Below are 14,422 nucleotides of genomic sequence, written 5' to 3' on the forward strand. Positions count from 1 at the left end.
TTTGTGGGTGAGTTGGCTTTGTGGCGGGTGGATTTGCGATGCGCTGTTTTATTGGGATTTGTGTGCCCTTTGGGATTGGTTTTTGTGCATAAAAATCATCTATTTGGGTGGCGTGTTGCGTTATTTGAGATTGGTTTTTGATGTGGGTGGGCCTCGGTTTGTTGAAGTGCGGTCGGGTTTTGTGTATTCGTACTAGTATTATTCGAGAGGTTGTGTTTTCGATTGATATTAGATTTTAAATTTTGGTGGTTTACTTCATGTGAAAGGGCGTGATATTTTTTGCCGCCTGAATCGGATGTCGTGCCGCGAATATCCGAATCGGTCGTCCGTCAGTACGAGCTGCAGGGTTGAGCAAGGGTGACGTGAACGACAGGGCACCAGCGGTTGCGGGTGCACATCGCGGAGTTTTCAAGCTTCCCGAGATAAGGAGAACGAATTGGATAGCTTTCAGCGAGAGATCCCGAAGAGCCGGGTGTCGATCACTCTTGATCTGCATACGGGCGGGGCGCAAAAGAAGGTCGAACTGCCGCTGAAGCTGCTGGTGGCGGGCGACTTCAGCGCCGGCCGCGAGCAAGCGCCGCTGGCCGAGCGGAAGAAAGTGAACATCGACAAGAACAACTTCGATGCCGTGCTGGCCGACTACGCACCGGATCTCAAGATCGCTGCGATCAATACGCTGGCCGGCGACGGTTCGGAGTTACCCGTCAACCTGTCGTTCCGGTCGATCAAGGATTTCGAGCCCGAGCAGGTGGCGCGCCAGATTCCCGAGCTTCAGGCGCTCCTCGCGATGCGCAATCTGCTGCGCGACCTGAAATCGAACCTGCTCGACAACGGGACGTTCCGTCGCGAGTTCGAGAAGGTGCTGAAGGACGACCGCCTGTCCGCGAAGCTCCGTGGCGAACTCGCGCAGATCGCGACCGCCGCGACGCAGCCGGAAGGGCATGCGTGAGCGACGCCGGGCAAAGCGCGCGTTCAGCGCATTCCGCAACATCGTAGCGATTCGATCGCAGACAGGACCCGACATGAAACCCACCGAAACGCAGCAGGCCGGCGCGACCGAAACCGTCGTGCTGGACGCCCCGCACGGGGATATCGACAGCGTCTATGCATCGCTGTGCAGCAAGATCAACCTGAAGCCCGTCAACGAAGCGCGCCCGCTCGAGGCGTTCCGCGACAACGACATGCTGTCCGAGGCATCGGCCGACGAGCGGATCGCACGCGGGATGAGTGCGTTCCTTGAACTCGTCGCGAAGGCGAGCCAGCCCGTCGACCGGCTGGACAAGTCGCTGCTCGACTTCCATATCGGCCAGATCGACCGGCAGATCGGCCGCCAGCTCGACGCGGTGATGCATACGCCGGAGTTCCAGGCGCTCGAAGCGCGCTGGCGTGGCCTGAAGATGCTCGTGAGCCGTACCGATTTCCGCAAGAACGCGCGAATCGAGGTGCTGGACGTGTCGAAGGAGGCGCTGCAGCGCGACTTCGAGGACACGCCTGAACTGATCCAGAGTGGCCTGTATCGCCTGACGTACATCGAGGAATACGACACGCCGGGCGGCCAGCCGATCAGCGCGATGATCAGCGACTTCGAGTTTGCGAATTCGCCGATGGATGTTGCGCTGCTGCGGAACATCTCGAAGGTGGCCGCTGCCGCGCACATGCCGTTCATCGGTTCGGTCGGACCGGCATTCTTCGGCAAGCAGTCGATGGAGGAAGTGGCGGCGATCCAGGACATCGGCAACTACTTCGATCGCGCCGAATACATCAAGTGGAAGAGCTTCCGCGATACCGACGATGCCCGCTACGTCGGCCTGACGATGCCGCGCGTGCTCGGCCGTCTGCCGTACGGCAAGGATACGGCGCCGGTGCGGGCGTTCAACTACGAGGAAGCCGTCAAGGGCCCCGATCACAACAAGTATCTGTGGATGAACGCGTCGTTCGCGTTTGCGGCGAACATGGTGCGCAGCTTCGTCAGCAATGGCTGGTGCGTGCAGATTCGCGGGCCGCAGGCGGGTGGCAAGGTCGAGGATCTGCCGGTTCACCTGTACGACCTCGGCACTGGCTACCAGCCGAAGATTCCGACCGAGGTGCTGATCCCGGAAACGCGCGAATTCGAGTTCGCGAATCTCGGCTTCATCCCGTTGTCGTTTTACAAGAATCACGACTTTGCATGTTTCTTCTCCGCGAGCTCGGCGCAGAAGCCTGCGCTGTACGAGACCAAGGAAGCCACGGCGAACAGCCGCATCAACGCGCGGTTGCCGTACATCTTCCTGCTGTCTCGCATCGCACACTACTTGAAGCTGATCCAGCGCGAAAACATCGGCACGACCAAGGATCGCCGTCTGCTCGAACTCGAACTGAACGGCTGGATCAAGGGGCTCGTGACCGAGATGAAGGATCCCGGCGACGAGTTGCAGGCATCGCATCCGCTGCGTGATGCGAAGGTGACGGTCGAGGATATCGACGACAACCCGGGTTTCTTTCGGATCAAGCTGTTCATCGTGCCGCACTTCCAGGTCGAAGGGATGGATATCGGGCTGTCGCTCGTGTCGCAGATGCCGAAGGCCAAGAACTGATCTGACGTTTGTGTGCGAGCCGCCGGGGTATCGATGGTTGCCCCGGCGGCGCAGAGCGTGATGCGCAACCGGGAGAATCCATGTCGATGATTTTGCCTACGCAGGCTTATGAATTGAAGCTGGCGCCGCATCCGGCGCCGTTTTCGATCCTGAAGTTCACCGGGCTGGACCGCGTGAGCCAGCTTTATCGATACGAGATCGAATTCACGAGCCCGGCGGCGGGGATTCCGATGGACCAGGTGCTGGGCCGGCCCGCGAAGTTCAGTGCCGATCCGATCGATCCGAACATGGATTACCTGCGGAAGATGTTCGGGGAGAACGCGGCGCAGTTCAGTGCGAAGCCTGCGGCGTATACGGTTCACGGCGTGATCACGCAGTTCGACGAGTTGGAGACGTCGGCGGATGAAACGCGCTACCGGGTCGTGCTTGAGCCGACGCTGGCCGATCTCGATCGTGGTGTGACCAGCCGGTTGTTTCAGAAGCAGTCGGTCGAGGAGATCGTGACCGGTACGCTTCGGCATTACGGGTATCGCGCAGGTGTCGATTTCCAGTTTCAGTTGCGCGGGCAGTACAAGCGTCGCGAGTACGTGACGCAGTATCACGAGACGACGTTCGCCTTCATCCGACGCATTTGCGCGGAAGAGGGAATCTGGTTTCGCTGGGAGCAGAAGAAGGATCGCGCCGTGGTCGTGTTCGGCGACGATCTGGATGCGTATGCACGCAAGCAGCGCACGGTGCCGTATCGGCGTGACTCGGGGCTGGAGAGCGCCGGCGCCGACGCGATCAAGACACTCGGGCGCGAGACGAAGCGTGTGCCGGAAGCGGTGCGGCTGCATGACTACAACCATCGGCAGGCCGAGGTGTCGTTGCTGGTCGAGGAAAACACGGCGCGCGACGACAAGACGACGAACGCCATCGATTATCGCTGGGGCGAGCATTACGAGACGCCCGAAGAAGGTAAGCGGGTGGCCCGGTTGCGGCACGAAGCCTATCTGGCCGAGCAGATCACGTTCAAGGGGACGGGTAATCCGTTCTGGCTCGAAGCCGGTGAGGTGATGCGGGTCGAGCCGAATCAGGTCGATGCGAAGCACGGGATTTTCGTGACGTCGGTCGAGTCGCGCGGCGGGCGGAACGAGGCGTACTGGGTGGCGTTCGAGGGGATTCCGTCGGATCGCGTGTGGCGCACGTCGGTGGCTTCGGTTTCGCGGCCGGTGGTTGACGGGATTCTGCCGGCTCGGATTACGTCACCGGGGAATTACAAGTACGCGTATCTGACCGAGCAGGGCTGGTACGTGATCAAGCTGCCGTTCGATCTCGACGAATGGAGCCCGGGTGGGACGAGCCGGCCGGTGCGGTTTGCGAAGCCTTATAGCGGTGACAACTATGGACATCACTTTCCGCTGATCGATGGGGCGGAGGTGGCGATTGTCCATACGGACGGCGATCCGAACCGGCCGGTGATCATCGGGGCGATGCACGACAGCGTGCATCCGGATCTGGTCAACAACCTGAACCATACGCGGAATCTTATTCGTACGGCTGCGCGGAATGAGCTGCGGATGGAGGATAAGGAGGGTAACGAGCACGTCCATCTGATCACGCCGTTTCGTGCGAGCCAGTTGAATCTCGGCTTCATGGTGGACACCGATCGCAAGGCGCGCGGAAAAGGTGCCGAACTCGCCACCGCCGGTCACGCGTCGATTCGGGCAGCAGACGGCGTGCTCATATCGGCCGAGGCACAACCAGGCGCGGCCGGCGAGCAGCTTGCTATGCAGAATGCGGACGCGACGTTCGCGCAGGCCGAAGAAATTCTGCGTTCGCTCAATGACGCCGCGAACGCGGCCAAGGCACTACAGGCTGAGGCTAACCAGCAACGCGTGCTGATCGAGCAGACGCTTAGCCGCCTCCAGAAGCCAGTCATTGTTGCGAGTGCGCCAGAAGGTGTTGGCATCGCCAGTGGGCAGCATGTTCAGATCGCTGCACGCAAACAGATGTTTGTCACGGCTGGCGAAGGGCTCGACATCGGCGTGATGAAACGCATCACGGTGGCGGCCGGCGAAGCGATTTCGTTCCTCGCGGCAAAGTTCGGAATCCGGCTCTTCGCAGCAAAGGGCAAGGTACAGATTCAGGCACAAGGCGACGGCATGGAGCTGATGGCAATGCAGGACATGCTGATGAGCTCGTCGGACGGCGAAGTCACGATAACGGGTCGAAAGGGCGTCACGATCGGTGACGGCGCGGGCGCTTATATCAAGCTGTCAGGCGGAAGGATCATTCTCGGGAGTCCTGCGGGCGAGATCGAACTGAAAGGCAACCTGACCGTCAACGACGCCGCCGGCGGTAGTTTCAAATTCCCGACCTGGTCCGCGGTGCCGCTCAACGACGTGAAGAACGCATTGAATTTCGGATTTTCGGAGTAAGCCCGACCATGGCGACCAAAGCCGCACCGAAGAAATCACCGACGCCGCCGCAGCCTGCCAAAGCCGGTTTGAAGCAATTGTCGTTCGCGTTTCCGTTTTTGCGCAAAGGGCAAGGTCAGTCCGAGGCGTCCACTCGATTCACCAACGAGCACGATATTTATCGATTGCTGGCCGAGCGTGAGTCGTCCGGTACCTATCTCGCGAGCAGTAACGGCATGTGGCATGGCGGCATTCATATCACGGAGGCGGGTGCCGGACAGGCCCTGGATCTCGAGGCGGGATTACGCTGCATCGCCGATGGTGTGTTAATTGCGTTTCGCGCCAACAAGACCTATCCAGTCAGCGAGGTTGCAACGGCAGATGGCGGATCGCCGTACGAGGCACCGTATAGCACTGCCTTTGCGCTGGTGCGACACACGATGGAGTTCCCACGGGACACGAAGCTGACGTTTTACAGCTTATACATGCATCTGATGTCCTGGGACGACTACGCAAACTTCCCGAAGCGTGAAAAGCCGTCGTATTGGCCGCGGCAATGGCTGGTGACGCAGTATGCGCAGGACAAGCAAGCGTCAGGCCGAAGCGGGCAGGCTCCCGACCCGACGCAGCAGGGACTGCGTATTCGCAAGACCCCGGGCGGTAGCCCCATCGCGATTCTTCCGCAAGGCGCCAACGTCGGCATCGGGAAGATTGAGACGAAGAACGGAAAGCCGTGGGGACAGTTGACGGATCTTTGTGGGACATCACTGTATCCACAGAAAGCAGGTGAATACGTCGAGCCGTCGAGTGCGATCGGTAAGTGGGTCTTTCTCGGCCAGGAAAACGGTGGTCCGGTCGCCGAAGAGACGGTTGAGGACTCTATATTTGATCGGGTTGTCGTGACGACGGGCCAGGGTGCGCCAGGTGACGCGTCCGGCATTCCAGTCAAGGCCGGAGACCTGATTGGGCACTTGGGGCGCTACGACTCGCTGAACCAATGCAGTTCGGGGACCCGAATGGCACACATCGAAGTCTTCTGCGATGACAGCATTCAGTCGTTCCTCGAACAAGGATGTGCATGGGTCAATCAACACGGCCCGAACAAGGAGGACTGGGCGGCACTGGGCCTGCCATCGGAGCCGACGATCCTGCGGATTGCACCGGGTACGCTGCTGTATCAACGTACTCAAGACAAGAAAAAATTTGTTCCTGGTGTTGACCCACAGTTGAGAAAGACGGACGCCGTTCAGGTGTATTCGCTTGCTGAACTGGCACGTGACCCGAATCGACGAGTCGCCGAGCCGCGTCCGAATCCAGATCCGGGTTTTCCGGTGAACTGGTGGCATGTTGACGGTGTGAATGCACAAGGTCAGCCGATTGACGGTTGGGTGTGCGACTTCAATCACGCGGGCGGTCGGGTGACGCGGGAATTCGCACAAAAGTGGATCGACTTCGAGTGCCTGGCGGACGCCCATGATCCGGCGCATACGATCTTTGCGACAACGCAGGCGTGGGTTGATTATGCAAGCGGCGCCAATGTTGACGACCTTGCTTCGCGGTCGAAGCTCAGTCGGTTGATGCTTAAGGTATATGACGCTCTGTTTACGGTAGGAGATGGTAAGCGAGCAGCTGATGAACTATGCATGCTGTCGCGGACCGAGCGTGGTGGATATCCGTGGTTGATGCAGGCGGCGTCTCGGCTGATCGTGAAACACGAAAGTGAGTGGGCGAATCCATCTAAATGGAAGCAGTTGATCGCGGAATTAGAAAAGCAGGCAGGGCTGAAGCCTCGGTATGTAGAAGAACAGAAACGCATCGACCAACTTGCGTGGTGGGAGGATGTAAGGGCAGGGGCGGCGGACTTCCCAGGAGCAGACGTTTTTCACGTTAACCCGATCGGAATGGTAGGCAATTTTATTGGGGGTAAATTTCAGTTCACCTTGCAAATGATGAAGCGAATATTTCCGGCTGCCGACATTGAAATTCTCCAGGCCGTGATTGATGAGTTCAATGCGCATATCGATACTTATAAGTTGAATACACCTCTTCGGCGGGAACATTTTTTTGCGCAAGTAATGCAGGAGACTGGACCGTCTTTAAATCTTGAGGAAGGTTTTGTTTGGGGTGCCGAGGCATTGATAATAAAATTCTCATATTTTAAGAAAAATCCAAAAATCGCCAGGGCGCACGGTTATGAAACAAAAAAGGGAATTAAGGCGGATGGAACTCGTATGACCCGGGAGGATTTTTGAGGTTATCGCGAATGGTGCGTATGGCGGTCGAGCCGAACTGGGAAACGGGGATTATGAAAGCGGCGACGGATGGAGATACCGAGGGCGAGGTATGAAACAGCTCACAGGTCGCGAAAATTATAAGGATTTCACTGGTTGGAACAAAATAAATTGCGCTGAGTGGCCTGAGGATGTTGTGGATTTCGAAGAAGACCCTGATCTCTTGACGCAGCCTAGATACGCCGCTAGATCCGCTGCGTATTTTTGGGTAAGCCGTCATCTTCCAGATATAGCCGATAGAGGTGCGACGGCAAATCAAGTGAATGCAATTACTGCTATTGTAAATAAAAGAACTGATAGCTACGCTAAGCGGGTTGATAACTTTGAAAAATTTCACAATCTTGGAGATTTTAATTGAGTCGTCATATGTGTTGTGTTTTGTTTTTCTCAATTGGCATAATCTCCGCGATTGGGGTCAAGGGGGAGGCGCATGCGGTTGAGATCACGCTATGCCAGCCACATGAGGAAATTTACTTTAGTTGCTCGCTCGGGGAAAAGATAGTTTCATTGTGTGCGTCAGGTAATATTTCGCCAAACAATGGATACGTGCAGTATAGGTATGGTGTGCTGGATCATATCGAAATTCAGTTTCCAAATAAGCCTTACCCTCCGAATAGGCGTTTCGCGATCAGTGATATTTCGGTTGGAAATTTGAATTATGTGCATATAAAATTCAAGCTTGGAAGGTATGATTATGTTATATATCAAGGTTCTCCGAGTGGTGTTTATATAAAAAAACGCGGAAATCTCGTTTCAAATGAAGTCTGCGGGCAAGGTGAATACCAGCAATTAAACCAGCGGACATTTCGTGGGTTAAGGACGGGGCCACCTGTTGATGGTGTAGATAATTGATGTGCACTTCGATACTCCCTGCGTTGCCTTGTCACTGCTTCTGGTGTGAGTTAGTGCAATATAGTGTGAGTTTATTCGGGGTAAATTTGTCCGAAGTACGGATCCGTGATGTAGAGAAATCGATGGTGTTGCCTGGTTTGGCTTGCGCCCCGAGACAATACATCACCAAGTAGTACCGGAATCTTAATTCGACATATTCGTGAGTCAATCGTGCGTCGGCGGTGCGCGAGCTGAAGTGCGATTCGGTTCGAAATGTTTTTTGGGGGGGGCTAAATCATTTTAAATGAATAATTTTATGTTGGGTTTGAGGTGTGAGCGTGAAATTAATGTTTTGGGTTTCAGTTAATTTTATGGCGTTAGTGCCAGTTTTTTCGTTTGCAAGCGATCAATCATTTTCTAGGGTTTGGTCAATCAGGGAGGATGTCGCGAGGCAAGGCAAGCCATACTCTACATTTGCCATCGAAATTGACAAAGATGCGGCGGGAAATATTTCCGGATCATATTGTTTCATTGCGCGCTACGGAAATAGGATTGATTGCGGCCCGGACGGGGAGAAAAATTTAAGTGGTCGTGTTGAAGATGGTAAAAATAAGGCGCGTTTGAATTTTTATTCGTTTTTTGGTGCCGCCGATGGAGTGGCGGAAATTACAGTGAGTGGCGATCGATTGCTATGGAATGTTGTTGAGCAACCGCAAGGTGGAGATTACTACGGTCCCCTTCGAGTTGAGTTGCACCGAGATGATTTGTTGAGATATCACTCCGTGGAGAGAAAGGTCGTGGCAAAAATAGCATTTTTGTATGATTCTCCATCAAAATCGCAAGTAAGTCGCGCCTATGTGATCAAGGGCGATTCGGTAAGGGTGGTCGAGGTATCTGCCGATTTAAAATTTTGGAAAATTGAATTTTTAACAAAAAATGGGAATCGTCTTAATAAATGGATTGACTGCTCGGAAATTGATTTTTGCGCTAAGTAATTGTCCGTAGCCACAAAGGAAAACGCGAAATGAAAAATCTCGCATACGAAGGCGACACAACGAGCCACGGCGGCAAGACCCCGACCGGCTCGGATCGCATCAAGGTAAAGGAACGCCGAGCCGCCCGTGTGGGTGACAAAGTCTCGTGCCCGATTCACGGCGACAACGAAATCGTCGAAGGCAGCGGCAGGATGAAGGATGGCACCACGCCGCTATCGCGCGATGGCGATCACACGCGGTGTGGGGCGGTGCTCAGTGCCTCGTCCACCGGAGCGCAGGTCAGGTAAGCGATGCCCGTCGATTTCAATCGCGTGCCGCCGCGAGTGGATGTACCGCCTCCGCCTCGGGTCTCAATGATCGTCTGGATACCCTTGCTGGTGCTCGTCATGGCGGCCGGGGCTGGGCTGGCGATCACGTTTTGGCCGACGGACCGCCCGACGAATGCGGCGTGGTTCTGGCTCTGTGTCGTTGGTTATCCCTTCCTGGTCTGGGCTTTCCTGCTATTCGCGTGGCTCGCGTATGGCTACACCCGTCGCAATCAGGCGATCGCGACCAACCGCGTGAGTGATGAGGCCGAGCAGGCATGTCACGCAATGGCAAGCAGACCGCTTGCGATACTGGGCCATGCATGGTGCTTCGCCGCGAACGATTGGGAAAACTCGCTTGAACGGATACTGACGGGAACTGAGCTGGCGAAGCTTCGGCCGAGCGGCGCGGTCGCGGATAGCGAAGTCAATGCACGTTGGCTCGACATCCCGGAGATGCATTTTCATCCGGGTAACGAACTCACTGAACATGCTCGGCATCATGCCGTGTGTACATGGCTGCTCGAACGCTTGATAGACCGCTTCCTGCCACAGCTCAATACGCTCCCGCCGCGAACGAAGCTTCAGATCGAGCTTCATCATCGATCCAGGCTGAAATCCGAGGCTTTCGAGACCCGACTACGGGAGGTGCTCACTGAACGAGTGCCTGCGTTGAAGGTGGACGTCACATCGGGTGAACACACGATTTCGCTCTTCCGAACGGACGCGTGGCTGGACAATCGAGCTGTCGATACGGTCCACCTGCTGGTCGCCGTTGAGCTTCGCGATGCAATCAGTTCCGTCCTGTCCGATGGTGTTGCAGAGGCGGGTGTCGCGCTGCTCGTCGGACACCCGCGCCTTAAGTCATCGGCCATGCCAGCCGGGTTGCGATTGCATCGCCCCGCCCGAGGCTCGCTCGATACCGCCGCCCGGACGCTTGAGCTTGCCGCGCGCTGGGGACAGACCTCGCGCGACCGTCTGCGCACAGTGTGGACGCATGGCCTGTCCGGCGACAGAGTCAGTGCAGTTCGGCAAGCCGCGTCGTTTCCCGACGAGACGCGATGGATCTCGCTCGAAACGGCGGTGGGCGACTGTTCCGGCGCAGGGCCGTGGTTGGCTGCTGTCCTTGCTGCAGAAAGTGCCCGGACAACGGGCGACCCGCAACTAGTGATGTGTGGCGAAGGTGAAGAACTGATCGCCCTCATGTGCAGAAAGCAGACATGAACGATAACAAGAACGACAACAAGACCCGGCCAGCAGGCCTCTTCATAGGCGTCGCGGCAGTGATCGTCTTCCTTGCGCTCGGTGGCGCGGTATGGATGGAGGGGCCCCGCCACGGATGGTCGCGCGATACCCGGATCATCATCGAGCTTTCGCTAGCGGTGGGTTTGCTGATCGTGATCCTGCTGATCAAGTACTTCGAGTTTGTGCTGCTTTCGATTGCCTCGCTGAGAGCATCCCGTTGGTTTGCTCGTTACGACGCCGGAAAACGCGCAGCGTCCGTCGACCACAACGATCAGGGCGGTCCACCGGGGCCAGTCGACAGAGCTACGGCGCTGCGGAACCTCCTGCGTGACCGTCACGGCTGGCGTTGGCGCTATCGCGAACGATGGGTGCTCGTCGCCGGCGACCTGCCGCTGGTGAAGCGCTTGGTACCGGGACTTGCCGACACGGGGTACGTAATCAACGGCGATACGATCCTGCTGTACGCCGGGCAAACCCGCGACACGCTCGAGACGGAATGGCTCGATCAGATCCGCCGCCTGCGCCGGTACCAGCCGATTGACGCGATCGTTGCGGTGACACGTAACCGCAGTTCGGCGGACGTACCGTTCGACGTCGATGGCGTTAGCCGGCAACTGGCGCTTCACGCGCGTGCCCTGCGTTGGGCGGCGCCCGCATATCTGCTCGACGCCACCGATTTCGGCAGCATGACGTCGAGCCCGGATGAAGCAATCGGCTTTACTTGGTCGAACGCGTGCCTGAACGCAGACGATATCGATTCGTCGCTGCAAGATCTCACCTACGACCTGGCGGGCACGGGGGTTGTACGCCTCACCAAAGACGCACGCGATCGCTATCCCGTCGAGCTGTCGCAGCATATTGCCAATCTGCGCTCTGCGTTGACGGGTCTCGTGCTGAAAGCTAACCAACCCCGTATCGGAAAACATGGGGTTCACGGCCTACTGTTCGCGCCATTGTTCAAGGAGCGCGAACCAGGGCTGCCGTTATCAAGCGATACGAACGACGACGACTCGCCAACCGGTCCTCAACACCGAACGATCTGGCAGACCGTCGCCGATCACAGCCGCAAGGTTCATGGTCGCCGCGTCGGCTTTTCGCCGTCGACCACGGCGGCGTGGATGGCGATCGCCGTGATCGGCTTCTGGATTGCCGGCACGATACTGTCCGGCTTCGTCAACCGCGCAACGATCGGAAGTGCTGCAGACACGGTCTCGAAGCTCAAGGGAATCCGGAATCCGACGCAGTCACTGCAAATGCTCACCGACCTTGACCGACAGATCGACACGCTTGAAATCCACCAGCGCACCCGCGCACCGCTGCGTGCCCGCTTCGGCCTGAACCGCGACCACGCATTGCTCGATGCCCTCTGGCCGCACTATGCGGATGCGGCGAACCGCATTCTCGTCGGCCCGATTCGCCGGCAGCTCGAGGCGCGACTACATCAACTGGCATCGTTATCCGACGCAGAAATCGCCAGCGGCGGCGATGCGCAAGTACAAGCCGCATACGACACGCTCAAGACCTATCTGATGCTCGCGAAGCCGGAGCGCGCGGTGGCTGCATTCCTGACACCCCAGCTCGTCGCGACGTCCATGCCGGCGCGCCCCGTCGATTCATCGTTGTCGCCAGGCAGATGGGAGGACTTGCGGCAGCAAGCCATTACATTCTTCACGAACCATCTGGAACCTGGTGCGAAGTCGACGGCGGCTGCGTTGGCAATCGCTCCGGACAGTACCTTGATCGCGGCAACCCGCCAGACGGTGATCGGCGTTCGGGGCATTCAGAATTCGCGGGATGCGGTCTACCAGCAGATCCTCGACGAAGCGACGCCGAAGTACCCGCCGGTATCGCTCGCCACGCTGCTGGGTGACGCGGCGTCCCAGGCCGGTGCCGGTGGCGCGACAAGCCGTGGTTTGTTCAACACGACCATGACCATACCGGGCGTATTCACGCGCGCAGCATGGGACGAACGGATCGCCAAGGCCATCGACGAAGCCGGCGAGCAACACGACGTGGCAAGCGACTGGGTGCTTTCCGACACCAAGGCCGCCGGCCAGTCCTCGTCGACCCTAAAGGACGAACTGCGCCAACGCTATTTCGACGACTATGCGCGTGCCTGGGCACAGTTCCTCAACAGCGTGCGCTGGCAACCGGCGCCGACGCTTTCCGCAACGTCCGATCAGCTGACCTTGTTGGGCGATCCGCAACGTTCACCGCTCGTCGCGCTGATGAACGCGATCGTCTATCAGGCGGGAACGGGAGCCAATACGCAGTCGCTGTCCGACACGCTGATCAGCAAGGCGCAGCAGCTCGTCGGAGCCGACGAAAAGGATCCGTCGAAGCAGGTCAAGCCGCAGCTCGCACCGCTGGCGGCGGTGTTCGGGCCGATCCTGCGCCTGACCGGCAGCGATCTCGTCTCCGGCGTGCCGGCCAACGGCAAAACCTCCGCAGCGCAAATGGCCGCGACAGGCGACCTGAGCCTTGCCCGCTATCTGGAGCGCATTACGGCCATGCGCCTGAAGACGTCGCAGATCGTCTCCAGTGCCGATCCGGATGCGGTTGCGCGACTGGCCGCCCAGTCGGTGTTGCAGGGCAAGACATCCGACATCGCCGACAGCCGCGACTATGCGAGCCGGGTTGCAGCGAGCCTCGGCGAGCAATGGTCCGGCTTCGGCGCACTGTTCCGGGCGCCGTTCGATCAGGCATGGCAGGTCATCGTGCAGCCGGCCGCGTCGAGCCTGAACGAGATCTGGCGCGCGGCGATCGTGGCCGACTGGAACAAGTCGTTCGGAGGCCGCTATCCGTTCGCGGATTCGGACAACGACGCGTCGCTGCCCGAAATGGCACGCTTCATGCGGCCGGATGGCGGCGTGATCACGCAATTCGTGACGACGCAGCTCGCCGGCGTCATCGAACGGCAGGGCGACCGCTGGGTGCCTGCACAGGGCAGCGATTCCGGTGCGCTGACGATCGATCCGGGCTTCCTGAGCGGGTTGAACAAACTCACGCGTATTTCGACGGTGCTGTTCCCGTCCGGCGATGCACGCGTGCGCTATGAGTTGCAGGCGGTGCCGACGCCGGGTGTCACCGACATGCGATTCGTGTTGTCCGGCCGCGAATTGCACTACTTCAACCAGAAACAGGAATGGACGCCGTTCGAATGGCCTGGCCAGTCGCTCGAAAACCTGTCGCATATCGAATGGCAGACCGAGCAGGGCGGTTTGCGGACGGCGCTCGATTCGCAGGGGCGCTTCGGCCTGATTCGTCTGTTCGAGCGGGCGAAGGTCACGCAACAGGACAACGCACGTTACTTGCTGACCTGGACGCCGGATACGAGCCAGGGTATCCCGCTCAAGGTGCAACTGCGCAGCGAGGCGGGCGCCGGCCCGCTCGACGTTCTCCAGTTGCGCAACTTCGTGCTGCCGGCACGGATTTTCATGACCGGTGCGGTGAGCGCCGGGCCGAAGGTGTCGACGGCCAGTCCGCCGCCGTTGCCGGCTGCGGCGATTGCCGCAGCCAGGCACGCTGCCGTGCCGCTGCCACCAGGGCTGCCGGGTGCGATGACGTGGCCGGATGAAGCGATGCCGATGGAGGCCGAGAAGGTATCCCGTCAGACGACCGCGATAGCGGAAGCGCGACCGAGCACACCCGGCGAGAAACCGCCAAAGAGCGATCCGCGGATGGCGGTGTCTTCGCTGGCGACGACGTCGGCATCTTCCGATGCCTCCACCAGACCGTTCGGACACGCTCTCCGTTTGCTGGGCGACGCATTTGCGTTCTGAG

Annotated in this window: 10 protein-coding genes; all 10 read left to right on the forward strand. The window is 58.5% G+C overall.

The genetic code is table 11. The features are described 5' to 3' along the window. Positions 1-436 precede the first annotated feature (436 nt). The 10 genes from tssB to ACPUER_RS02130 all read left to right on the forward strand — a co-directional run bounded on the left by tssB (position 437) and on the right by ACPUER_RS02130 (position 14,421). Positions 437-949, forward strand: a complete 513-nt coding sequence (gene tssB, locus ACPUER_RS02085; RefSeq protein WP_425130243.1) for a type VI secretion system contractile sheath small subunit — start codon at positions 437-439, stop codon at positions 947-949. 73 nt (positions 950-1,022) lie between these two features. Beyond that, positions 1,023-2,573, forward strand: coding sequence for a type VI secretion system contractile sheath large subunit (gene tssC, locus ACPUER_RS02090; RefSeq protein ID WP_425130244.1), 1,551 nt, complete (start codon positions 1,023-1,025; stop codon positions 2,571-2,573). 80 nt (positions 2,574-2,653) lie between these two features. Beyond that, positions 2,654-4,993 (forward strand): type VI secretion system Vgr family protein, encoded by a 2,340-nt coding sequence (locus tag ACPUER_RS02095; RefSeq protein WP_425130245.1) that lies wholly within the window; start codon positions 2,654-2,656, stop codon positions 4,991-4,993. Positions 4,994-5,001: 8 nt separating this feature from the next. After that, positions 5,002-7,224 (forward strand): glycoside hydrolase family 19 protein, encoded by a 2,223-nt coding sequence (locus ACPUER_RS02100; RefSeq protein WP_425130246.1) that lies wholly within the window; start codon positions 5,002-5,004, stop codon positions 7,222-7,224. A gap of 91 nt (positions 7,225-7,315) precedes the next feature. Then, positions 7,316-7,621 carry a hypothetical protein gene (locus ACPUER_RS02105; protein WP_425130247.1) on the forward strand — a complete coding sequence of 102 codons (306 nt, stop codon included), beginning with the start codon at positions 7,316-7,318 and terminating at the stop codon, positions 7,619-7,621. Further along, positions 7,618-8,115: a hypothetical protein gene (locus tag ACPUER_RS02110; protein ID WP_425130248.1), complete on the forward strand. Its 498-nt coding sequence runs from the start codon at positions 7,618-7,620 to the stop codon at positions 8,113-8,115. Before ACPUER_RS02105 ends, ACPUER_RS02110 begins: the two co-directional genes overlap by 4 nt. Positions 8,116-8,432: 317 nt before the next feature. Beyond that, positions 8,433-9,089, forward strand: a complete 657-nt coding sequence (locus ACPUER_RS02115; RefSeq protein WP_425130249.1) for a hypothetical protein — start codon at positions 8,433-8,435, stop codon at positions 9,087-9,089. A 29-nt stretch (positions 9,090-9,118) separates the two neighbouring features. After that, positions 9,119-9,376 carry a PAAR domain-containing protein gene (locus ACPUER_RS02120; protein WP_175960470.1) on the forward strand — a complete coding sequence of 86 codons (258 nt, stop codon included), beginning with the start codon at positions 9,119-9,121 and terminating at the stop codon, positions 9,374-9,376. A gap of 66 nt (positions 9,377-9,442) precedes the next feature. After that, positions 9,443-10,618 (forward strand): hypothetical protein, encoded by a 1,176-nt coding sequence (locus ACPUER_RS02125; protein ID WP_425130250.1) that lies wholly within the window; start codon positions 9,443-9,445, stop codon positions 10,616-10,618. Next, positions 10,615-14,421, forward strand: coding sequence for an ImcF-related family protein (locus tag ACPUER_RS02130; protein ID WP_425130251.1), 3,807 nt, complete (start codon positions 10,615-10,617; stop codon positions 14,419-14,421). Before ACPUER_RS02125 ends, ACPUER_RS02130 begins: the two co-directional genes overlap by 4 nt. Position 14,422: the final 1 nt, after the last annotated feature.

Source organism: Burkholderia sp. DN3021 (genome assembly GCF_049805555.1).
Classification (GTDB): domain Bacteria; phylum Pseudomonadota; class Gammaproteobacteria; order Burkholderiales; family Burkholderiaceae; genus Burkholderia; species Burkholderia pyrrocinia_C.